The sequence below is a fragment of the Micavibrio aeruginosavorus EPB genome, from assembly GCF_000348745.1.
GTDB lineage: Bacteria > Pseudomonadota > Alphaproteobacteria > Micavibrionales > Micavibrionaceae > Micavibrio > Micavibrio aeruginosavorus_A.
In genome coordinates this window covers 2,428,937-2,450,621 of record NC_020812.1, presented here as the reverse complement: position 1 = coordinate 2,450,621, position 21,685 = coordinate 2,428,937, and the positions used below count along the sequence as shown (strand labels likewise).

20 protein-coding genes and 1 tRNA gene are annotated in these 21,685 nt (G+C 55.8%); 12 read left to right on the top strand and 9 right to left on the bottom strand.

The genetic code is table 11. From position 1 onward, the window contains the following. Positions 1–52 precede the first annotated feature (52 nt). The 3 genes from dnaQ (at position 53) to ftsH (A11S_RS11585) (ending at position 5,025) form a co-directional block, all read left to right on the top strand. Positions 53–757 carry a DNA polymerase III subunit epsilon gene (dnaQ, locus tag A11S_RS11595; protein ID WP_015468701.1) on the top strand — a complete coding sequence of 235 codons (705 nt, stop codon included), beginning with the start codon at positions 53–55 and terminating at the stop codon, positions 755–757. A gap of 237 nt (positions 758–994) precedes the next feature. Then, positions 995–2,989 carry an ATP-dependent zinc metalloprotease FtsH gene (ftsH, locus tag A11S_RS11590; RefSeq protein WP_015468700.1) on the top strand — a complete coding sequence of 665 codons (1,995 nt, stop codon included), beginning with the start codon at positions 995–997 and terminating at the stop codon, positions 2,987–2,989. Between the two features lie 83 nt (positions 2,990–3,072). After that, positions 3,073–5,025, top strand: coding sequence for an ATP-dependent zinc metalloprotease FtsH (gene ftsH / locus A11S_RS11585; RefSeq protein WP_015468699.1), 1,953 nt, complete (start codon positions 3,073–3,075; stop codon positions 5,023–5,025). A 57-nt stretch (positions 5,026–5,082) separates the two neighbouring features. On the opposite strand, the gene secB is transcribed toward ftsH (A11S_RS11585), so the two are convergent. Beyond that, the gene (gene secB / locus A11S_RS11580) at positions 5,083–5,592 is read right to left on the bottom strand and encodes a protein-export chaperone SecB (RefSeq protein WP_015468698.1); all 510 of its coding nucleotides are present in this window, start codon (positions 5,590–5,592) and stop codon (positions 5,083–5,085) included. A 91-nt stretch (positions 5,593–5,683) separates the two neighbouring features. Then, positions 5,684–6,169, bottom strand: coding sequence for an FxsA family protein (locus A11S_RS11575; RefSeq protein ID WP_015468697.1), 486 nt, complete (start codon positions 6,167–6,169; stop codon positions 5,684–5,686). Positions 6,170–6,320: 151 nt separating this feature from the next. On the opposite strand from A11S_RS11575, the gene A11S_RS11570 reads away from it, so the two are divergent. From A11S_RS11570 to A11S_RS11560, 3 genes are read left to right on the top strand one after another with little or no spacing between them, the layout of a single operon-like run. Continuing rightward, positions 6,321–7,085, top strand: coding sequence for a Tim44/TimA family putative adaptor protein (locus A11S_RS11570; RefSeq protein ID WP_015468696.1), 765 nt, complete (start codon positions 6,321–6,323; stop codon positions 7,083–7,085). A 53-nt stretch (positions 7,086–7,138) separates the two neighbouring features. Next, complete coding sequence (mltA, locus tag A11S_RS11565) at positions 7,139–8,374, top strand: murein transglycosylase A (RefSeq protein WP_015468695.1); 1,236 nt, start codon at positions 7,139–7,141, stop codon at positions 8,372–8,374. 33 nt (positions 8,375–8,407) lie between these two features. Beyond that, positions 8,408–9,595 (top strand): PrnB family protein, encoded by a 1,188-nt coding sequence (locus A11S_RS11560; RefSeq protein ID WP_015468694.1) that lies wholly within the window; start codon positions 8,408–8,410, stop codon positions 9,593–9,595. A 61-nt stretch (positions 9,596–9,656) separates the two neighbouring features. On the opposite strand, the gene A11S_RS11555 is transcribed toward A11S_RS11560, so the two are convergent. From A11S_RS11555 to A11S_RS11535, 5 genes are all read right to left on the bottom strand, one after another. Further along, positions 9,657–10,202, bottom strand: a complete 546-nt coding sequence (locus tag A11S_RS11555; protein ID WP_235067805.1) for a hypothetical protein — start codon at positions 10,200–10,202, stop codon at positions 9,657–9,659. Continuing rightward, positions 10,159–10,608 (bottom strand): SseB family protein, encoded by a 450-nt coding sequence (locus tag A11S_RS11550; protein WP_015468692.1) that lies wholly within the window; start codon positions 10,606–10,608, stop codon positions 10,159–10,161. The genes A11S_RS11555 and A11S_RS11550 overlap by 44 nt, the downstream gene beginning before the upstream one ends. A gap of 92 nt (positions 10,609–10,700) precedes the next feature. Continuing rightward, entirely contained in the window at positions 10,701–11,999 is a 1,299-nt protein-coding gene (locus A11S_RS11545; protein WP_015468691.1) for an O-antigen ligase family protein, read from the bottom strand. 134 nt (positions 12,000–12,133) lie between these two features. After that, complete coding sequence (locus A11S_RS11540) at positions 12,134–12,490, bottom strand: hypothetical protein (RefSeq protein WP_015468690.1); 357 nt, start codon at positions 12,488–12,490, stop codon at positions 12,134–12,136. Positions 12,491–12,561: 71 nt separating this feature from the next. Further along, the gene (locus A11S_RS11535) at positions 12,562–12,690 is read right to left on the bottom strand and encodes an entericidin A/B family lipoprotein (protein WP_014103982.1); all 129 of its coding nucleotides are present in this window, start codon (positions 12,688–12,690) and stop codon (positions 12,562–12,564) included. 258 nt (positions 12,691–12,948) lie between these two features. Here A11S_RS11535 and A11S_RS11530 point away from each other — a divergent pair, with 258 nt between their 5' ends. The 6 genes from A11S_RS11530 (at position 12,949) to dcd (ending at position 19,610) form a co-directional block, all read left to right on the top strand. Continuing rightward, positions 12,949–13,377: a DUF4402 domain-containing protein gene (locus A11S_RS11530; RefSeq protein WP_015468688.1), complete on the top strand. Its 429-nt coding sequence runs from the start codon at positions 12,949–12,951 to the stop codon at positions 13,375–13,377. Beyond that, positions 13,320–13,445, top strand: a complete 126-nt coding sequence (locus tag A11S_RS12270; protein ID WP_081604794.1) for a DUF4402 domain-containing protein — start codon at positions 13,320–13,322, stop codon at positions 13,443–13,445. The genes A11S_RS11530 and A11S_RS12270 overlap by 58 nt, the downstream gene beginning before the upstream one ends. A 297-nt stretch (positions 13,446–13,742) precedes the next feature. Then, entirely contained in the window at positions 13,743–17,459 is a 3,717-nt protein-coding gene (locus A11S_RS11525) for a LamG-like jellyroll fold domain-containing protein (protein ID WP_015468687.1), read from the top strand. 193 nt (positions 17,460–17,652) lie between these two features. After that, positions 17,653–17,982, top strand: a complete 330-nt coding sequence (locus A11S_RS11520) for a hypothetical protein (RefSeq protein WP_041802788.1) — start codon at positions 17,653–17,655, stop codon at positions 17,980–17,982. Next, on the top strand, positions 17,969–19,009 hold the full coding sequence (locus A11S_RS11515) for a M48 family metalloprotease (protein WP_015468685.1): 1,041 nt from the start codon (positions 17,969–17,971) through the stop codon (positions 19,007–19,009). The genes A11S_RS11520 and A11S_RS11515 overlap by 14 nt, the downstream gene beginning before the upstream one ends. Beyond that, on the top strand, positions 18,996–19,610 hold the full coding sequence (gene dcd, locus A11S_RS11850) for a dCTP deaminase (protein WP_041802786.1): 615 nt from the start codon (positions 18,996–18,998) through the stop codon (positions 19,608–19,610). The genes A11S_RS11515 and dcd overlap by 14 nt, the downstream gene beginning before the upstream one ends. A gap of 19 nt (positions 19,611–19,629) precedes the next feature. Here dcd and A11S_RS11505 read toward each other — a convergent pair. Both A11S_RS11505 and A11S_RS11500 read right to left on the bottom strand, forming a co-directional pair. Continuing rightward, positions 19,630–19,705: transfer RNA gene (locus A11S_RS11505), tRNA-Ala, on the bottom strand. Between the two features lie 220 nt (positions 19,706–19,925). Further along, positions 19,926–21,584, bottom strand: a complete 1,659-nt coding sequence (locus A11S_RS11500; protein WP_015468683.1) for a sigma-54-dependent transcriptional regulator — start codon at positions 21,582–21,584, stop codon at positions 19,926–19,928. Positions 21,585–21,685 lie beyond the last annotated feature (101 nt).

Genomic DNA, 21,685 nt, shown 5'->3' with positions numbered 1-21,685 from the left:
ATTGGTTTTTGTCGCCCTTGCGCCGCCGCTTAAAACCTTTCATAGTTCCCCTATGCGTGAAATCGTACTGGATACCGAAACCACGGGCATGGACCCGTTGCAGGGCGACCGGCTGGTTGAAATTGGCTGTGTCGAGCTGATGAACCATGTGCCGACGGGGCGCACCTATCACCAATATATCAATCCCGAACGCTCCGTTCCGGCTGAGGCTGTGGCGGTGCATGGACTGGATGACAAGTTTTTAAAGGACAAGCCGGTCTTCGCCGAAATCTACACCGAATTTCTGGATTTCATCGGCGATGACGGCAAGCTGGTCATTCACAACGCGGAATTCGACGTCAAATTCCTGAATGCCGAATTGGCCAATGTGGGCTTCCCCGGCTATCGGCTGAAGGATGTTGTCGACACGTTGAAAATCGCGCGGGAAAAATTCCCCGGGTCCCCGGCCAGCCTGGATGCGCTGTGCCGTCGCTTTGGCGTCGACAATACGGGCCGCGAATTGCACGGCGCGTTGCTGGATGCGGAATTGTTGGCCGAGGTGTATCTGGAACTGTGCGGCGGGCGGCAACACGGCCTGGGCCTGGGTGCGGCCAGCGGTGCCCAGCAACAGGGGCGTGGTTCGGTTTTGGCGGGGATTGAGCCGATGCGGCGCAAGGCCCGCGAAAAACGCGATTTCCCCATCCCGGCGGATGAGGCCGAGGCCCATGAAAAACTGGTCGCGTCCCTGACGGACGCCATCTGGAAGCGGGCGGATTAAGGCCCCCGGAACTTGGGCTTTCCCCAAGTGGCCATCACGCAAAGTCTTTGAAATTACAGGTGAATTTTGGCCATCTTCTGGCCCCGGCGGAGAATCCTAACCCGCTGAATGCGCACGATTATTTCAAAAATCCGCGATTCCCATAACAATCAATTGACAGTCTTGGTTGAGCGGCCTACCAATTTCCCTCTTAAAAAATAAAAACAAAGAAAAAACAGGATTGGGAGTTGTTTCATCATGGCTACGCCACAGAAGAATCCGGACGCAAAGAAGAAGAAAAACACGGTCGCTTTGGCGGTTGCCTTTGTCGCGGTCGCCGGTATTGGGTACTGGGCGTATAGCGATCGTCAGCAAAGCGCGTATGAACGCGAATTCAAAGCGTTTGGCATGCCGTACACCGAATTTGTTGAGCGTGCGCGTCAGGGGCAAATTTATTCCCTGACGATGAAGGGCCAGCAAGTGCGTGGTGAAACCATCGACAACAAGATTTTTATCACCCACGTGCCGGAAAGCGCCGACAAGTTTATGGAGCGGATGATTGAAGGTGGTGTGAATGTGACCAGCCTTCCTCCCGATGAAGTCAAATCCAATGGCGGCGGTTTTGGCGGCGGCGGATTTATGATGATGCTGATGCTGTCGATCATTCCGGTCGGTTTGCTGATCGGTTTCATGTACTGGATGCAGAAAAAGCAGCAGAAGCAAATGGGCGGTGGCCAGGGCCCGGCCAACGGGTTTGGCAAATCCAAAGCCAAGATGATCAAGCCCGAAGAATGCAAGGTCCGTTTCACCGACGTGGCTGGTATTGATGAAGCCAAAACCGAATTGATGGAAATGGTCGATTTCCTGAAGAACCCGGAAAAATACAGACGTCTGGGCGGTAAAATTCCGCATGGCGCGTTGTTGGTCGGCCCGCCGGGCACGGGGAAAACCCTGATGGCTCAGGCGGTCGCGGGCGAAGCGGGCGTGCCGTTCTTCACCGTGTCTGGGTCCGAATTCGTGGAAATGTTCGTTGGTGTGGGCGCGTCCCGCGTGCGCGATCTGTTTGCCGAAGCGAAGAAAAACGCGCCCTGCATTGTGTTTATTGACGAAATTGACGCGCTGGGCCGCGCCCGTGGTAACGGCGCCGGCGGCGGGCACCAAGAATCCGAAAGCACACTGAACCAGCTTCTGGTCGAAATGAACGGGTTCGAGGACAATCAGGGTATTATCGTTCTGGGTGCGACCAACCGGGCGGAAATGCTGGATGCGGCGCTGAAGCGCCCGGGCCGTTTTGACCGCCAAGTGTATGTCGGTTTGCCGGACCTGTCGGGCCGGGTGCAGATTTTGAAAACCCATATGCGCAACGTGCCGCTGGATACCGATGTGGACCCGCGCGTTGTTGCACGCGGCGTGCCGGGTTTCTCCGGTGCCGATCTGGCCAACCTTGTGAACGAGGCGGCGTTGTGCGCCGCGCGTCGCAACGGCAAGCTGGTGACCGCCGCCGATTTCGAACAGGCCCGCGACCGCATCATTATGGGCGCGGAACGCAAGGGTCTGGTGATGTCGGACGAAGAAAAGAGCCTGACGGCCTATCACGAAGCGGGCCACGCTTTGTGCGCCTTGCATTCCCCGGGCGCGGACCCGATCCACAAGGCTACGATTATTCCGCGCGGCGGTGCCCTGGGTATGGTGATGCAGTTGCCGGATGGTGACCGTGTCTCCCTGAACCGCCAGCAAGCGCACGCCCGCTTGGCTGTGTGCTTCGGTGGCCGCGTGGCCGAGGAAATGGTCTTTGGTCATGAAAAAGTCACCAGCGGTGCGTCCGGCGATATTCAGGCCGCAACCGACATGGCCGAACGCATGGTACAGGATTGGGGTCTGTCCGAAAAAGCGGGCACGGTGCGCTATTCCGCGGGGCGCGGCGAACAGATGATGGGCGTTGTCGGACGGTCGAAAAACATGTCCGAAATCACCTCCCTGATGCTGGATCAGGAAATTCGCGAGTTGATCGACAGCGGCAAAGTGCGCGCGGAACAAATCCTGACCGATCATCGCGATCAGTTGGAAAACATCGCGCAGGCGTTGTTGAAATATGAAACGTTGAGCGGGTCTGAAATTGCCGCCGTGGCACAGGGAAAAACCCTGTCCCGTGATCCGATTGATCCGGCACCGGATGAAACGCCGAAGGCGGTCAATGTTAGCGATAACGAACCACCGCACCCGGCAAACAATAACGAAATGCGTCCGCAATAACGGACGTGCAAACAGGAATACAGGATCCGGGCCCCAAGCCCGGGTCTTTGGTTTTACGATAGAGAACAAAGGATTTTTTATTCATGTCGAATATGCTGAAAAATGTGGGCTTGGTGGCTGCTTTTGCTGTTGCGGTTCATTTGATTATGAAGACCGATGCCAGCGAACAAACCACCCGCCCGAGCGCGGAACACAAGCCCTATACGCAGTTTATCGACATGGCACTGCGCGGAGATTTCGAAGAGATTGAGTTGCGTGGTCAGGATGGCCGCGAAGTGCGGGCGCTGGACAGCAATGGCACATTGATCGTTTCGCGTATTCCCGTGAATGAAAACATCATGAATCGCCTCTATGGCGAACGCGTGGATGTGGTTGATTTATCCGCGCGGGACAAGCCGCAAGAAGCCGGGTTTATGTCCCGTCTGTTTTTGACCCTGTTGCCAGCCGCATTGCTGATCGGATTTATGATGTTCATGATGCGTGGTGGCATGAAGGGTCCGGGCGGCGGCGGTGGTGGCGGCGGATTGCTGGGCGGCAAATCCATGGTGAAGAAATTCAATGCCCGGGATTGCGATGTGCGTTTTGAAGACGTGGCCGGGATTGATGAGGCCAAGGCCGAATTGATGGAGATGGTCGATTTCCTGAAAAGCCCTGGAAAATATACGCGTTTGGGCGCAAAAATTCCGCGCGGCGCGCTGTTGGTTGGCCCGCCGGGCACCGGGAAAACCCTGATGGCCAAAGCTGTGGCGGGCGAAGCGGGTGTGCCGTTTCTGTCCCAATCCGGTTCGGAATTCGTGGAAATGTTTGTGGGGCGCGGGGCTGCGCGTGTGCGCGAGCTGTTTGAAGAAGCCAAAAAATCCGCGCCGTGCATTATCTTCATCGACGAAATTGATGCCGTGGGTCGCCAGCGTGGTGGCGGCGTCGGTGGCGGTAACGATGAACGCGAACAGACATTGAACCAGTTGCTGGTCGAAATGGACGGGTTTGACGGGACCGAAGGCATTATCATTCTGGCCGCAACCAACCGGGCCGATATTCTGGATGCGGCGTTGAAACGTCCGGGTCGTTTTGACCGCCAGGTGCATGTGGGCCTTCCTGATCTGTCGGGGCGCGTGCGTATTCTTCAAACCCATTTGCGGAATAAACCGATTGCGCCGGATGTGGATGTGAAGGTGATCGCGCGCGGCGTGCCGGGTTTCTCCGGGGCTGATCTGGCCAATTTGGCGAACGAAGCGGCGTTGTTTGCCGCCCGCCGTGGCGATAACGCCATCACCCAGGCCGATTTCGAAGGGGCCGCGGATCGCATCATGATGGGCGCGGAACGTAAAACCATGATCATGACCGAACAGGAAAAACGCCTGACCGCTTATCACGAAGCGGGCCATGCGTTGTGCGCCCTGCGCGCGCCGGGGGCGGACCCGATCCACAAGGCTACGATCATTCCGCGCGGTGGGGCCTTGGGTATGGTGATGCAATTGCCGGAAGGGGACCGTGTGTCCCTGACCCGTCAGCAGGCGCATGCCCGTCTGGCTGTATGCTATGGTGGCCGTGTTGCCGAAGAAATGGTTTTTGGCGCGGACAAGGTGACAACCGGTGCATCCGGCGACATCCAATCCGCCACAGCCATGGCCCGCGCGATGGTCGAGGAATGGGGCCTGTCCGACAAGGCTGGCGCGGTTTTGTACGCTTCCAGCCGCCAGGAACAGGCCATGGGGGCCACGGGGCGGTCACGGAGCATTTCGGAAGTGACATCGCTGATGCTGGATCAGGAAATTCGCGAATTGACCGATCTGGGCAAGGTGATGGCGGAACAAATCCTGACGGATTATCGTGGGGAATTGGAAAACATTGCCGAGGCGTTGTTGAAATATGAAACGCTCAGCGGGTCGGAAATCAAAATCGTGGCCCAGGGCGGAACCCTGACCCGCGATCCATCGCAACCGCCGCCGGATGAAACGCCAAAGGGCCCGGGCACGTTCGGGGCCACGCCCGCGAATGATACGGGCAACGATATGCGTCCGCCCAAGCCGCTGTAACAGAGAAACAAAAAGCCCGGATGTTGATCCGGGCTTTTTTATTCAAGGTTTATCGCGTTAAGCGCGGGCCATTTCATCGGCCTTTTGCTGCAGGTCCGGCGCAAAGCGCTGGATGTAGAGCTGCTGGAAATCAATCGGGCCGATCAGCAGCGGCGGGTACCCCGCCTGTTGGGTCAGGTCGCCCAGAATTTGCCGTGCGAACGGGAAGATCAGACGCGGCACTTCGATCAGCATCAGCGGGTGCATGGTTTCCTGCGCCACACCTTCGCCCGCAGATACGGCGGCGGCATATTCGATTTCGGCCACGAACAATGTTGTCTCGCCACGTTTGGACGCACAGCGCAGGCGCAAGGACACCTCAAACATTTGCGGGCTGCCCGGAACTTCGGGCAATCCGTTCAGTTCCATGTTGACGTTGACCTTGATTTCCGGCTTGTCCGCACTGGGGCGCAGGGACTGCGGCGCGTTCGGATTTTCGAACGATACATCCTTCACATATTGCGCATGGATGGTCAGCGGCATCGGGCGCACATCAAGCGGTGTGGATTGGGCGGTTGCGTCAGTCATCAAAAAATTCCTTACAAGTTTTTATTCTGTTGGGCGAGATTAAGAGGTCTGGGGCCCCCAATCAATAATGTAATCAACCGGACCGCTTGTTTTATGATCCGATTTTCTTGTTCTCATCGTCCGGGTCGGTGACGCTGATTTCTTCATATTCGACATCCAGGGCGGTGTAGCGTGCGGCGGTATCGTTCGCGCTGGATCCGCGGGTTGATCGGGGCCCCGGGAATCCATGCACCTGAACCCATCCGGCCAAGGATTGGCGCAAAAAGACCCGAATGGGCGGAATGAGCAGGGCAAAAGCGATGAAATCGGTGAAAAACCCCGGAATAATCAACAATATCCCGGCGATAAACAGGCAAAACCCGTCAAAAATCTGCTGAATCGGCACTTCGCCGCTTCTATTGGCCTCATTCAGGTTAAAAAAGGTCGATAAACCCTGTCTTTGCAGGATCAGCACCCCGGCCGTGGCGCTGGCCACACACAACAGCAATGTATTCAACACCCCGATCTCTCCACCGATTGCGGCGAAAAGGGCAATTTCAATCAGGGGGATAACAATAAAAAGGATCAGGAACACCATGGCGGCCCGGCGGTCTCTTTCTCGCGTTTGTCTTGCGTTTGGCGTGAATTACATTAGGTTTTACAGACCGGGGGACGGAAAAGCCAGCCCGATGGCCCCGCTCCTGTGTTAATATGGTTGCATCCCCTGCAAAACAAAGGATTCCATTTCCGTGACCGCTGATCTTCTTCTGTATGCTTTGATTGCCGCAGGCCTGGTGTTCTGGCTCCGCAACGTGTTGGGTACGCGCCATGGCGATGAACGCCAGCGCCCGAACCCGTTTGCCCGCACCGACAATGACACGGCGCGCCCGTCCACGGGTCCGGCGCAACGTCCGGCGTCGCCCCAGCCTGTAATCCATGATGGTCCCCTGCCGGGTATTCTGCCCGGGATTGATGAACCCCTGCCCGGCGTGGTTATTCCGGTGGGCAAGAATATGAGCGCGGCCAAAGGGGCCGAGGCGGGCTTGCAAGAGATCGCGAATGCCGACCATTCTTTCAACGCCACGCATTTCCTTGAGGGCGCACAGGATGCGTTCGTGATGATTGTTGAGGCCTTTGCCGCCAATGATCGCGGATTGCTGAAAAACCTGCTGGATCCGTCACTCTACTCCGCCTTTGATGGCGCGATCAGTGCGCGTGAAGCGCGGGGTGAAGTCGCGTTGACGGAAATTCATGCCATTCGCCGCATGGAAATCATTGATGCCCGGGTGCAGGATAAACGCGCATTGTTGACCGTGCGCTTCGTTGCCGACGAAACCGCCACGATCCAGAACAAAGACGGCGACTATATTTCCGGCAATCCGGACCGGGTGAAGGAAACAATCGATATCTGGACCTTTGCCAAACCGCTGAAATCCCGCGAACCGACCTGGTATCTGGTCGCCACGCGTGAGGAAGATGCGGACAAGAAAGGCATGCCGGAAACGGTGGCCTAAGGGCCGCATGGATAGGGCTTGACGGCCTGCAACAGCTTCTATGGAATGGGCGCATGATGAAAAACATGCGCCCCTTTTCTTTGGTTCTGGTTTTATCCTTTGCGCTGGCCGCGTGCGGCACCGGGCCGGAAGAACCGCCCCGTTTTGCCCCCGATGATGCCCCGCTGGTTTTGCGGGCGGCGGATGTTTCGGCTTTGCCGGGCTGGAATGATGATGACGTGGCGCAAGTGTTGCCTGCTTTGCAAAAATCCTGCGCACGGATTGCAAAGGCCGCGCCGGATAAAGCGTTCGGTGTTGATGCGCGTTTTGGCACCATGGCTGATTGGCAGGCCCCATGTCAGGCACTGGCGCAAACACCACCCGTTGATATGCGGGCCTTTATGGTGCAGTGGTTCAATGTGTATGCGGCCGTGGCCGCCACGGATCGTGGTGACCACGAAAACGGCCTGTTTACCGGGTATTACGAGGCCTCTTTGAACGGATCGCGGACGCGGCACGGCCCCTATCAAACGCCGTTGCGCGTGCGCCCCACCGATTTGGTGATGGTGGATCTGGGTCAATTCCGCGATAGCCTGAAGGGGCAGCGCATCGCGGGTCGCGTGGTGGACGGCAATTTGAAGCCGTTTGAAACCCGCGGTCAGATCGAAGCGCAGACACCGGCCTTGCAGGATGATGATGCAACGGTTCTGGCCTGGGTGGATAATCCGGTCGATGCGTTCTTCCTGCAAATTCAGGGCTCGGGCCGTGTCCAGATGGATGATGGGTCCGTGTTGCAGGTGGGCTACGCGGCGCAGAACGGGCATCCTTATACCGCCATTGGTCGCGAATTGATCAAGCGCGGCGCAATGACCAAGGACGAAGTGTCGATGCAATCCATCCGCGCCTGGCTGGAAGCCCATCCGGATCAGGCGGATGACTTGATGAACGTCAATGCGTCCTATGTGTATTTTCAGTTGATCGAAGGCGAAGGTCCGTTGGGCGGTGAAAACATTGCATTAACAGCGGGGCGCTCGCTCGCGATTGATCGCAGCAAAATTCCATATGGTGTGCCGTTATGGCTGGATGCGGGTGGGCCGGGGTCTGACGTTGTGTCGGATGCGGCGACCACAATCCCCCCGATCCGCCGCCTGATGATGGCGCAGGATACTGGCGGGGCCATTCGTGGCGCCGTGCGGGGCGATGTCTATTTCGGCTATGGCGATGCGGCAGAGCACAATGCCGGGCTGATGAAATCGGATGGTCGCTACTGGTTTTTCATTCCAAAATCGGTCACATTTGACCCGCAATAATTCAAAGAAGATTTTTACAGGAAGGCTCGTTTCATGTTGACGCTCTCTGATTACGACATCACGCCCGATCGTGGTTTTTTGGCCCCGTATGAAATGGACGAGGTCGCGCTGCCGTCTGATTTCAACGCGATCCTGATTTCCGGGAAACATTTATCCGACCTGATGCTGACGGGCCGCGTGCGCCATTTTTTGAATGCCTTGCCGGAAATCGACATGGCCGCGCATATCCATCATTTGAACGACGCGCAATTGCGCCGATTGATGGTGCATTATTCCTTCATCGTTCAGGCCTATGTCTGGGGCGAGAAAGAGGCCGCGCACACGTTGCCGCGCAATCTGGCAGTGCCGTACTGCATTCTGGCCGATAAAATCGGACAGTTTCCGTTGTTGCCCTATTCGTCCTATACGCTCGATAACTGGGCGAAACTGGACCCGCGCGGTGATGTTGCCCTCAACAACATCTACGTCATCCAGAATTTTTATGACGGGCTGGACGAAAACTGGTTCATCCTGGTCCATGTTGAAATTGAAGCGAAGGCCGGGGCTGCATTGGCCGCCATTCCGGCGTTGCTCGACGCACTGGCCGCGAAGGACAGCGCGAGTGTGACCACAGGCCTGCGCACCATTCTGGCCGCGTGGGAAAAAATCAATCCGGTGTTTGATCGCATGCCCGAGGGCTGTGATCCGTATATTTATTATCACCGCGTCCGCCCGTATATTCACGGGTGGAAGGGCAATCCAGCCTTGCCTGACGGCCTAATTTACGAAGGCGTTGATAAATATGCCGGCAAACCGCAACCCTTCCGGGGTCAGACAGGATCGCAAAGCTCGATCGTGCCGACCATGGATGCGTTGCTGGGGATCGCGCATGAAAATGATCCGTTGCGCGAATATCTGGATGAGCTGCACCAATACCGCCCGCCGCGTCACCGCAAATTTATCGAAGATGTGGCCCAACATTCAAACCTGCGTGATTTTGTTGCGGCATCGGGTTCGGCGGACCTGGTCGGGCTGTACAACGATATCGTGAACCATGTACAGGCGTTCCGCACCCGCCATCTGGAATATGCGGCCAGCTATATCAACAAACAGGCCCGTGATTCCGAAGGAAACCCGGTGGATATCGGTACGGGGGGCACGCCCTTTATGAAGTATCTGAAGAAACACCGCGATGAAAGCGGACAGCATTTATTGCCATTGCCACCGGCAAAATCGGCATAAGGCTGCAGACAATAAAAAATCCCCGGACATCTGTTCCGGGGATTTTTTATGCGTGAATTTTTTATTTGTATAAAAACTGTTTCAGCCGATGTTCAACATGGCGGCACCGTCGGTCATTGCTCATGCACAAGATCGGACCGGCCAACAATTCATAATGGGCCAGATCCGGGACCAAACGGCTGTTTTCCGCGACATCACTGATGGTGTTGGCGCATTCGATAAAGGCGCTTTTCATGGCTTCGGCCGGATAGGTGCCCTGCTCGGCGGCGGTTGAAGCGGCGCAATTGTTTTTGACCAGCTCGACGAAACTGGTCTGCCCTTCACGTTCCAGCGTTTCCATGTAGTTGGAGACCATGACGCGGCTGGATTCCGACAGGGTGCGCAGGCATCCGGCCGTCGTCCATAAATGCGCCTTGGTTGCGCAATCCACCGCCACCATCTTGGTGTAGTGCATGGCGGTGTCACTGATGGCCGTGCCGCTTTGCGGCTTCTGGATCGGCTGGGCCAGGGCGGATGATGCGCTGATCACCACACAGGTCAGAAGAAGGATCAGGGCGCGGATCTTACTCCTCATCATCATCGTCTTCTTCTTCTTCTTCGCTGTCATCAATGATGGCGTTCAGCAATTCCTGAACTTCATCCGGTTCCAGTGTTAGCGAAATATCGCTTTCCGGGTTGATGGTGATGGCGGCATCGTCAATGGCGGCCAGCAGGTCACGCATGACGAAGGATAGATAGGGAACTGGGTCCCCTTCCGTCGCTTCCTCCAGCAAGGCTTCGCTGGTGAAGACAGGGATAAAGGATGAATCATCATCCGCCTGCCAGACATGCAGTTCCAGTTCCGGTCCATCTTCGGTCTGTCCGGTGACGGCACCGGGCACAAAAACGGTGGCCCCAACCAGCGCATCATAAAAGGCCATGGTCGCGCTTTCATCCAGCGCGGCCAGCATCATCAATTCTTCCAGCGGCGGGGCGTTATCGTTTGCATTATCGGAATCGGGGGTGCTGCTCATAGCCGTGGCCTAAAATGTTGAAGGTGTACAAAAAGACCCGCCCGCAGGCCCCGGCAAAGCCGGCGCGTGTGGCGTGTCCGATATCTATCATATCATGCTGTGGGGCTGAGCCAAGCAGGACGGTTGAAAGACAGTGGAAAACGAACCGGAACCGACCGGATTTTCAAAGTCAGGGCGGTCAGCCCGATCATCAGCATACAGGCCCCCAGCCACCAGCCCTGCCACAACCCGTATCCGGTCAAGCTCACCGAACAGGTGGCCAGGAAAACCGCCAGAACCAGACGACGGTTGGCCCGGCCCAGCGCATCAATCCGGCGGAACAGGGCCGCCACGGCCGCTATGGTCAGGGCTGCGCCCAGCGCGCCAAATTCAATCCAGATCTGCAACACACCATTATGCGGGTGCATGATCGTGCTGGCCGGTTCATAGATTTTGGCGTTGTCAAAATCGGTGATGACGCGGCTGGCCTCAATCCCAAACCCGGTCAGGGGGTTTTGCAGGGCGTAACGGCTGACGAAATCCCAGATTTCCATCCGTTCCAGAGGGTTGGCGTGGCTGTCCAAAAACATGGGTTCCATGGGGGTCGCCAGATGACGGAACATCGCAATCGCCAGAAACGGGCCTGTCGCAATGCCGGTCAGGATGATCCATTTCAAAATCCGGCGTGGCCAGATGGACCTGGCGGGGAAAGCCGCCAGAACGGCAACACCGATGATAAAGGCCAGCAACGCGGTCTGGCTGTCGCTGGTGTTAATGGCGATAAAACCCAGAACCACGATGGCGGCGGCCATGCCCCAGCCCATCACGCCCGGCCACAGGCGCATGGCCATGACCATGGCCGGCAGGCTGCACAAGGTCAGGGTCATGCAGGCCCGGTTGGTTTCATAGGTGCCGATGATGACATCCGGGGCAATATTGTGGGTCAGGCGGTATAAAGGTTGTCCGGTATAATAATCGCCAATGATGATGCTCCATCCGGCCATCACCGCCAGCGGGATGATTTTCGCGATCCGGGTTAGCGTGTCCTGATCCGCGCCACGGCACAGCCCCAACAGGAAGGCCCCGGGGATCAAAACCATGGCGATTTTACCTGTGCGTTCTGCGGCTTCGGCCGGGTCCATCGCCCACAGCACACTGCATCCCGCCAATGCGACAATTACACCCGTGCACACCAACGCCGCCGGATAGAGTGGTGGCCATGTCCGGGTCCATCCCGTCCAGAGCAGCACAGGGATAACGCCCAGTATAAGCGGCATCGCAGACAGGGTGCGCGGCAACAAGGACGCGACCAGCAGAACCAGGGCCAATGCCCCCAGCAGGATCATCGTTTGGCGCGGGGACAAGGACGCCGCCGGGGCCGTCAGAAAGGATTTAAAAAATGGTGTCGTCATGGCCGGGTTTTTAGCATGCCCCGCCAGCCCAAGTCACGCAAAAGGCCGGGACTCCACGAAAAACGCATACAAAACAAAAGCGCGCCCGATGGTTCATCGCGACGCGCTTTTAAAATCAGTGTCTTACGGCGCCGTTACGGCAACAGCGCCCCCTGCACCGGGGTCGGGTTGGCTTCCATGCCCGGGACGATGGCGGTTTGCGGATCGCTCAGCGTATCGCCCGTGTTGGTCACAGGGGTGTCGACCATCGTTGTGGCTCCATCCGGGGCGTCACCACCGGCGGCTGGCGCAATCGCGTTCAGGGCGGCGGCTTCATCTTCGGCGGCGGCCAGCGCTGGGGTGCTGCTGGTCGGGTCGGTCAAGGCTTGCGGGCCAGAGGCGGTGAAATACCCGCCAAAGCCATCATCCGCAGCCAAAGCCGGGGCCGTTATCGCGCCGCAGGCGAGGATAAGGCTCAGCAGGCCGGTGCGGATTATACCGGTATGGATCATGGTGAAACTCCCTGTGTTTATTGTTATTGATCCGATTGGCCGGGGATGTGCCCCGGGCTTAACCTGAATTTTTACCAGGATTGGATCTTTTCTCCGGCGCGTTCAACATCACGCCCCATGCCATCAATCGTGTTCCCGCATGCCGAAAGCGACCCGGCGGCCAGAACAATCAAAACGGCCAACATCAAACCTGTGCGCATTTTTTAAAGCCCTTATCGAGAAGTGTGATTTTTAAAAACAGCATCCGAAAGGTAGCAAAGCCACAGCATCCGGGAAAGGCGGAAATACGTCCCGCCATCAGGTTATGAGAGGAATATAGCCCCAATCGGCCCCCAATCCACCCTCTTTCGTGCTTTGGGCGCAAGTCTCTGGAAATAAATGGTTTCTTCAGGTTTGGGCGGGGTGAAAGCGGTTGCAACGCGCCGTTGAGCGCTTATAATCAGGGACAGGACCAAGCCATGATGAAAAGCGACAAAGCCCTGCTGCTGGCGGGCGGTATGTTAATGAGCCTGACCCTCGCCCCGCTCCGCGCGGCGGCGCAGACGATTGACTGTAATTTGCCGCTGGTGTTTGGGACATTGTTGTCCTGTCCGGGGGCTGGGACCGTGACGGTCACCCCCTCCAACGGGCGCAGCACGACCGGGTGCGTGACCGCCATTCCGGGGGCGTTCAACCGCGGTATGTGCCTTGTACAAAGCGTGTCGTCCAGCGCGACCGGTGCCGACATGGTGCAAATCAGCGCCCCGGCCTCGGTGGTTCTGAATGGTCCCGGCGGGGCGACGATGCAGATTGACCAGTTCAATGTCGGAACCGATGCGGGTGGGGTGCAATATACCGTCACCGCACCGCCGGCGGGGCCGCCACGGCCCCGATCGGGGCTCGCCTGAATATCCAATCCGGTCAGGCGGCGGGCAACTATAGCGGCAGTTACACCATCAACGCCAATTACCAATAAGCTATTGATTTAAAACACATTCCGGCCCGCTTCGGGGCTGGGTGTACGATTATGGAAACATAAGCGATTGATAATAAAAGGCTTTTTGGGCTTTTACCTCCGCCAAAATTAAGAAATGGATCAGCCCGCCCTTGCATAATAGGGGCACGGTGGTGGGGCCCCCATGACCAGTATTTGAGAGAGCGACTCTGTCCGGGTCTTGATCTCAGATCGGGTGGCCCCGCCTCCCGTCTTCTCTCTTCCGCGTTGGCGTTTCTGTGTTGGCTCCCGTAACTGTTGAAACCCAAGGCTTTGGCGATGTCCACATTCACCATGCAAATCGTTGCCAGCGCGTCCTTCAGCGCCGATGCGCCGACGCTTGAAGTGTTGGTGGGTGGCATCGTGGTTGGATCGACCCAGATTACGTCCGGCGCAAACGGCGATTATTTTTTCACGCTCGATTTCGAAAACGATTATCCGTCCAGTTTGCAGTTCCGCTTTAACGACGCCTCGGGCGAAGGCGGGCGCAGCATTTCCATCGCATCCGTCCGCATCAATGGGACGTCCGTCGATACCGGCTATATCACGCTCCTGACCCTGTTGCAGACCCAGACATCGACATTGAACGCGGCGGCGGTGGATCATTTATTTGGCCGCACCACCCCGACGGAAGGCGATTTTTCCGGCACACCCAACAATGGCACGGGCGGCGATGACAGCATCGTCGGGTCCAACACCGACCCCGATATTATCAGCGCCGGCAACGGCCATGACCGCATTCGCGGACGCGATGCCGAAAACGCGATTTTTGGCGGCGCGGGGGATGATAAAATTTTCGCCGGTGCGGGCAATGATGTTGTGATGGGCGGCGCGGGGCTTGATTGGCTCTATGGCGAGGATGGGGATGATATTCTCTACGGCGATGATGGCGATGACATTGTCGTTGGTGGTCTGGGCAATGATGTGGCCAATGGCGGGATCGGGAACGACACGCTGAGCGGCGAAGCCGGGGCCGATATCCTGTTCGGCGATGATGGCGATGACATGCTGATCGGCGGGGCCGGGGATGACCATCTGTTCGGTGATGATGGGGCGGATACACTGTCCGGCGGGGCTGATAACGACACGCTGTATGGCGGTTTGGGCAATGATAAAATCTACGGCGATGCCGGGAATGACACACTCTATGGCGAAGCGGGCGATGATTTGCTCAATGGCGGCGGCGGCAATGATGTTCTGTACGGGAACAATGACAACGACACATTGATCGGCGGGGCCGGGAACGACACGCTGGATGGCGGCGCGGGCTATGATGTGATGAATGGTGGCGTGGGCACGGATACGCTGACCTACGCCAATGCGGCGGCGGGGATTACGGTGTCCTTGGCGTTGACCACAGCGCAAAATACCGGCGGGGCCGGAACGGATACGATTTCCAATTTTGAAAACCTGATCGGGTCGGATTATGCCGATGTGTTGACCGGAAACACGCTGGCCAACGTTATCAGTGGCGGTCTGGGCAATGATGTGATTGATGGCGGCCTGGGCGATGACACGCTGGATGGCGGCGCGGACACCAACACGGTCGTGTATCAAAGCGCAACATCCGGGGTCACGGTCAATCTGACCGCGGGCACGGCCACGGGCGGGGCGGGCACGGATACGCTGTCGAATTTCCTGCATTTAATCGGGTCGGATTATGCCGATACATTGACCGGCACGACGGGGAACAACATTATCTCCGGCGGGTTGGGCGGTGACACGATCCATGGTGGGGATGGGGCGGATACGCTTTACGCCGTCACGGCCCCGATCACCGTTTTTACAACCAATTTTAACAGCGGCACGGAAAGTTTTTCCTACGCCGACAATGTTTTTGGCGGCACGGGCGATGCCTATGTCAGCGGCAGCCGCAACACCGGTGACGGCGTCAATGGCAACGGATCGCTGGAAGTGTTTTTTGACGGCACCAACGCAACGGCCAGCGGCACCATGTCCGGCGGGCACAGCCGGTCCTTTACACTGACCGAAGATGTGCAGGACACGGTGCTGACCTTCCAGTACAAGGTGATCCGCTCTGGCACCTATGAAACGGACGAAGACAGCTTTGTCTATGTCGAAATTGACGGCGTGCGCTACGGCCTGAACGGCAACGACCATATTGTCCGCATGGAAAGCGATGGCAACGATCCCACTTACGACACCGGATGGCGTCAGGTCAGCATTGATCTGGGCACGTTGTATCAGGGCAATCACACCATCACGCTCGGCGGTCTGGTCGAGGGCAAAAACGCGGCGGATGAAGACACCACCATTCGGTTTGACAACGTCGCCATCGGCACCGATCCGGGCAGTGATAATGGCGTGTCGAATATTCTCAATGGCGGATCGGGCAACGATACGCTGTATGGCAGCGCCGGAACCGACACGTTGAATGGCGGGGACGGGGCGGACAGTTTGTATTCCGGATCAACGGCGAATGTGACATCGGCCTCCATTCTCGCGGCCTATCCGGGCATGGTTTACAACGCAACAACGGACAGTTTCTATCTGCACGTGACCAGCGCCCTGACATGGGAGGCCGCAAACTCCGCGGCCACGGCCTATCTGGTCAATGGCGTGGCCGGGCATCTGGCCCATTCCAATTCCGCGACGGAAAACGCCTATCTGGACAGCATTACAGGCACGGCCAATTTCTGGCTGGGTGGATCGGACGGCACGGTGAACGGCGAATGGCGCTGGGTCGGCGGGCCGGATGATGGCACACAATTCTGGCAGGGTCTGGCCAACGGGTCCGCGATTGGCGGGGCCTATACCAACTGGGGCTCCGGCGAACCCAATGATTATAACGGGTTCGAGGCGCACCTGGAATTTTACAATGGCGGCACATGGAACGACCAGTTGCCCAGCACCACGCGCGGCTATGTGATCGAATGGGAAGCGGACCAGATTTTAACATCCGGCAACCCGACCGTGTTGGCCGGGGGCGACGGGCTGGATCAACTCTATGGGTCCGACGGTGCGGATATCTTCCAGTTTGACTGGATCGGCGCGGCCAATGACGATGATGTCATCCATAATTTTGATTATACCGATGGTGACGGGCTGGATTTATCCGATCTGCTCTCCGCCTTCGATCCGGTGACCGAGGCGATTGCCGATTTCGTCGCGCTCAGCGATGGCACCAGTGATGATTTGTACCAACTCATCACACTGAATTATGACCCGCTCCTCTATTACCGCATGGGTGAAACCAGCGGTAGCACGATGGTCGATGCCATGGGCATCCTGAACGGCACCTATGACAACAACCCCGGGAAAAACAATACGGCGTTTAACGCCTCCATTGGTGACGGGTCCATCGATTTTAACGGCAGCAACGAACGCGGCCGCGTGGATGACAATGCGGTGTTTGACCTGACCGCCGGAACCTTTGTGGCGTGGGCCAAATCCGAAACCGGGTCGGGCACGCATTCGATTTTATCCAAACACGGGTCCGGCACCACGAACGGCCAATTCCATTTCGGCGCGAATTTGTCGAACGGGAATGTCACGGGTGAATTGCAAATCGGCGGCAATACCTACACCATCAATGTCGACCCCATCGCCATGGGCGCGGCGGATGATGTCGATCAAAATGATTGGAACTTCTACGCCTTCACCTTCGGTGCGGGCGGGGCGACATTGTATTTCAACGGCGTGGCGGTGTATTCCAACGCCAATTTCACATCCATCACGGGATCGGATTACCGCTTTATCGTCGGCGCGGAAAATTCGGGCGGCAACACGACCTACGCCGAATATTGGAACGGCGACATCGATGAAGTGGCCGTCTATGACTACAAAATGGGCAGCCAATCCATCAACCACATCTACCAGGCCGGCCTGAACGCCTTCGACGGCGCCGTCCCCGCCGGCGTGTATGTCTCCCCCACCGGGGCCTACACCGATTACACCCAGATCGCCACTCTTGCCGGAACGGTGAATGTGACGAATGCCATGGACCTGTTCGATAGTGGGCAGCTAGTGGTTTAAAATAAAGTAATTTTTATGAAAATTAATCAGAGCGTGATATTGAATAGCGAATTTCCCCATGCGTATAATTTTATGGATTTTCATTTTAGGGGATTCCACACAGAATCCTCCAGTGTTATGATTCTGCTAAATAATTTATGTTATAAAAATTATACATAATGATATTTTTCTACTTAGGGGATCTCGTACTATTATGTTTGCCGCGCTGCCGTATAGTTCCCAACCTTTGGAGGCGTTTGAGCTCTGTTTGTCGCTTCTGGGGCAACAGAAAGGGGGGTTCCCGGAATCTTTGGAGTCCTACCTTATGAATGTTATCAATCAAGCCAAGCTTCTCTCTGATGACCTTGCTAACATGGAGAGGGATACGAGCTATATTTTGCCTGAAGCGGTAACGCTTGCTCTTTATATGCAGAGCAAGGCAGATTTAGCCAAAGATATTAATTCAATAATTAACATTCAAAGCATTAATATGGATATTGCGAAAAGCGTTTTGGCGAAGCTAGGGCGGGATGCCACTTACTAAGATTAATCTTAAGCTTCTTGAGCAGAAGCTCTCCTCTTTAGGAGACACGCCGTATTTTAGTTCTGAACTTAAGCTATACACAAAGCAGCTTTCTAATGTAGCTAGGAAAGCTGACGCCATTACTGATCCTCAAGTGAGAAACAGGATGGTATTGCAATTGTGGTCGGCCATTAAGTACTTGGACGGCAGTACGACAAGACTGTTGCCATATGAAGTTGTCTTTTGCTTGGATGCTGCGCTCAAAGATTGGACGACGGATAATTATCTCATAACGACCGCAATTTTACATGAGATGAATTTTTATTTTCAGGGAATTAGTCCGAGTTTCTATACTGAAGCTGAGGGCTTCTGTGGGGAAACGTTTGAATACAAGCTAATTCAAGTCGCATTGCCAGACTTATATCGACACAGACCCTTGTATAATGTGGCTTTATATCACGAACTTGGGCACTTTATTGATACTCACAAGGCGATATCCGATTATCTTTTGCTCTTGAGCCCCAATGTTCAATTACCACGTTTGTCAGCAGGTGTAGATGAGAAGATAAGAAGAAACCATGTCATGGAATACTGGGCTGATATTTTTGCAGCGTCCTATTTGGGATATGGGATCCATAAATTTCTTGATCGATTTGCTCATAACGTTCCGGTATCTGCAACGCATCCGGCGACATCAGATAGGTTGGAATTAATAGAAGCGTTTCTGGATGGAAAAAGTATGCCAATTCTAGATGGTTTCCAGGCTGTTTTAAGTCAGCGTAATTTAGGAAAACTGGAAATCAGATTCGATTCATTGGATGTAAAAGAATACTTCGATAATGTAATGCCGTGTCCAATTTCTAATATAGGACAGCTACATGCACTCTTTGATTCAAGCTGGGATTATTTGGAGACGGCTCAACAACGGTTAGCAGAACCATGGTCGCTGATTCGTGAAGATCAAATTGAAAAAATGATCAATGACTTAAGCGAGAAGAGCATAAGGAATTTTATGATTAGTCAAAGGTGGGGAAATGGAACTCCTTGATAGATCAAAGTTGATAGATTCTTTGCATTCAAAAGATAAAAATAGTCTATTTGTAGATCCATTGTTAGACGAAGATGAGCAGGTTGGTGCGATCTCGATTGATTTTAGATTGGGTTATGATTTCCAAGTATCAATATTAACTAGAAAGCCCTCGGTTGATTTAGTTTCAACGGATCAAGATTGGCGTCCTGTCTCAACATATTTTCAGGAAACGCGTCGTGATATTGGAGAGAAATTTGTTCTATATCCACATCAGGTGGCAATTTCTACGACTCTTGAATATGTTGCTTTGCCCTCCGATACATATGCGGACATTTTATCTAGAAGTAGTTATACAAGATTAGGAATACACATTAGTACGATGATTCAACCGGGATACAAAGGCTGTATTCCGCTTGAGCTTGTTAATCACGGGAGCACGCCGATAGAGCTTGTGGTTGGTTGCCGTATTGCGCAGGCGCGTTTTTACAAGTTAACAGAGGCGCAGGAATATCTTAGATCAGGCTCTGTTAGGAAGTATCATGGAGAAGTCAGGCCTACTATTTCAAAAGCTGAATCGGATCCAGATCTAAAGAAGCTAATAATGCTCTCAAGAACATAGAGAAATTTAAGGGGGGAAATGGTGGACCCTATCGGGATCGAACCGACGACCTCTTGCATGCCATGCAAGCGCTCTCCCAGCTGAGCTAAGGGCCCTTCTTTTGAAAGACGAGCGGAAAATAGCCGCCTTCGTCGGTGGTTTCAAGCGCAAAATCCTTAAAACCATGAAAAAGACCCTGTTTGGCCCGGGGGTGGGCGGAAACAGGGTCTTTTCGCAGGGGGCCAGTCTTTGCGGCTGGCTTTTTGAGGGGTTCGCCAGAGGGTGTTGTCCGGGGTTCAAGCGGGGCCTCTGGTTTGGTCTGGCGGGGTTGCTCGCCTATTTATGCCCCTGCTTATCCGCCTGGTCCCACACCGCTTTTTTGCGGTAAATGGTCGAGGGCGAGATGTCCAGCAACGCGGCGGCCCGGGGAATATTGCCGCCGCAAACGTTGATGGCCTGTTCAATCGCCACACGTTCCGTGATGGCCAGAGGCTGGATAATCGGTGTGCCGCCCATGGCATCGGTATGGGCGGGGTCGTGACGGCCGCTGTTCAAATCCCCCAACGTCATGGGTGGGGTCAGCCCGTGGGGCGACAGGCCGTGTGAAGACAGGCCCGGCCCGCGTCCGCTCAGGGCCATATCATGGGCCTCGGCGCTGTGCAGGATGCGGTCGGACAGCATCGGGGCCTTGACCATCGGGCCGTCATGCATGACGACGACATTGCGGATGATGTTTTGCAACTGGCGGATATTCCCCGGCCATTCATAGTGGCGCAGGATATCGGCGGCCGCCGCGTCGAAGCCGTGGAAGGCCTTTTTCTCCTCCGCCGCGTAGCGCAGCAGCAGGGTTTGCGCGATGTCGATGACATCATCACCCCGCGCCCGCAACGGCGGCATCGAAATGGGTAAAACATGCAGGCGGTAAAACAGATCGGCGCGGAAGCGGCCCGACCGCACATCGTCCAGCGGATCGCGGTTGGTGGCACAGATAATGCGCACATCCACGCTTTCCAGACGGCTGCCGCCCACACGTTGGAACGTGCCATCCTGCAGGAAGCGGAGCAGTTTCGTCTGCATATTCGGGTCCATATCCCCGATTTCATCGAGGAATAATGTTCCGCCATCGGCCAGTTTCGCCGCACCCTCACGGTCGTTGATGGCGCCGGTGAAGGCCCCGCGCACGTGACCGAACAATTCACTTTCCAGCAAATCACGCGGAATGGCGGCGCAGTTCAAGGGCACGAACGGGCCCTTGGATCGCGGGGAATGACGGTGAATGGCCTCGGCGCACACTTCCTTGCCGGTGCCGGATTCCCCGGTGATAAAGACGGTGGCGCTGGACCGTGCGGCGTTTTGGATGTTGTCGTACAGGCGCATCATCACCGGCGATGTGCCGATAAAGCCGCCGAAATCGGTGCCCTGTAAAATGCGTTGCGTGTCATATCCATCGGCGCGGCGCGGCTGTTCGGGCGCATGGTGCGGTTCCGGTGGCGTTGCGTCGGGTTGAAGCCCGGCAATATTCCCCGGCATGGTTTCGGTTTCATTCATTCCACGATCTTGTGTCGGGTTATGGGGTGTCATCTGGCTTTCATCCTTTGGGGCTAGAGCGTCCTTTTTCGAGAGGTCGTTATCCAGTTCGTCGGCCACCGCGTGGGACAGACGATCCATGCTGATCGGTTTGGTCAATATTGATCGTGCGCCGCGGCGCATGGCTTCGTCGCGCACGGGGGCGAAATCGGTTCCGGTGATAATGATAACCGGCGGGTGTTCGGGCATGTCTTTGGTTTGTTGCATCACGTCCAACCCCGAACAATCCGGCAGGTCCAGATCCAGCAGCATTAGGTCGGCACCGTAGCGCTTTAAATCCTCAATGGCGTCGCGTCCGGTATAGGCGCACCGCACATCGTATCCTTGCGCTTTCAGAAATGTTTCATAGGTGCGGGCCAGTGATGCCGTATCGTCGACAAGAAGTATTCGCGTCTTGTGCGGTTCCATGTCGCCCCCCTTCGCTTCATGCATGGATTCAGAATATAGGCCCAAGCTTAAGGATTCATAAGATGATTACGGGGGTGTGATTGCATTAGAATATTCGAGTA